The 1,036-nt window shown below is 68.8% G+C and carries 2 protein-coding genes; both read left to right on the top strand.

The genetic code is table 11. The features are described from left to right. The first annotated feature begins 204 nt into the window (after positions 1 to 204). Positions 205 to 702, top strand: coding sequence for a methyltransferase family protein (locus BKH33_RS13325; RefSeq protein ID WP_050998465.1), 498 nt, complete (start codon positions 205 to 207; stop codon positions 700 to 702). A gap of 83 nt (positions 703 to 785) precedes the next feature. Beyond that, positions 786 to 1,036, top strand: a 251-nt coding sequence (locus tag BKH33_RS13320; RefSeq protein ID WP_003780591.1) for an LLM class flavin-dependent oxidoreductase, incomplete at its 3' end; no start/stop codon positions are given.

Below are 1,036 nucleotides of genomic sequence, written 5' to 3'. Positions count from 1 at the left end.
CGACGGGCTGAGCCCGTCGGAGCGGATGGAACCGCCTGACCATTGTTCACCGGGGGAGAGATGACGGGTGGCGAAACCAACCGTGAAGTTGATCGATAAATCACTGTGAGGATGCTGGTCGAGGTGCTCCGGTGGTCCTGAGCGCTCGCGTTGGCCGAGCCTGGTGCGCTGTCGGGGTGCAGTAGGTGAGAGGATGGCCCGGTGATGAAGCAGATCATCAGGCGACCGCCCCCGGCAGTGCTGCTGGCGATCGCGGGCGCGGCGCAGAGCGCCATGACTCGTGGTCGGACAGCGACACCCGCGTCGGTGGCGGCGGCCACCGCCGTCGTCGGCGGATCGCTGTGCCTGCTCGCCGGAAGCGCAGGCACCTTTCTTCGCCACCGCACCACGGTCGACCCAGTGAGGGTCGAGCGAGCCCAGCACCTCGTAGTGGACGGCCCCAACCGGCTGACGCGCAATCCCATGTACCTGGGCCTGACGGGCCTGCTGCTCTCGCACGCGATCGCGCGCAGGAGCCCGTCCGCGCTGATCCCGCTGGCCGGCTTCGTCTGGCTCATCGACCGCCACCAGATCCCGGCTGAGGAGAAGGCCCTGGAGGAGAGGTTCGGGCAGGACTATCTCGACTACAAGGAGACCGTTCCCCGCTGGCTGGGTACGCCGTGGTGCACCCAGGGGTGCTGCCGATCCCTCTGCCGGCGCTGAGAGCGTGCGGCGCCTGAGGGCGGGGTGACCCGAATCGCGCGGTCGGACGGAATGATCCGACGGAGCGCGTAGTTGAAGGTTGCATGAAAGCATTCGGGTTTCTCAGCTTCGGACACTATGGACACGGTCGCGGCCCTGGCGACCCCGACGCCGGCCAGGCGCTCAAGGAGGCCGTCGAGATCGCCGTCGGCGCTGACGAGATCGGCGTCAACGGCGCCTACTGGCGCGTCCACCACTACGCCCGCCAGGCCGCCGCCCCCATCCCGCTGCTCTCCGCGGCCGGCGCCCGTACCCAGCGCATCGAGGTCGGCACCGGCGTCATCGACATGCGCTA

This window comes from Actinomyces naeslundii, assembly GCF_001956585.1.
GTDB classification, from domain to species: Bacteria; Actinomycetota; Actinomycetes; order Actinomycetales; family Actinomycetaceae; genus Actinomyces; species Actinomyces naeslundii.
Note: the sequence above shows the minus strand (reverse complement) of the source record. Positions and strands in the feature narration are given on the sequence as shown.

Bases quoted from the DNA above. Each gene is read 5' to 3' on its own strand.
- BKH33_RS13325 (WP_050998465.1), top strand. From the start codon at position 205: ATGAAGCAGATCATCAGGCGACCGCCCCCGGCAGTGCTGCTGGCGATC.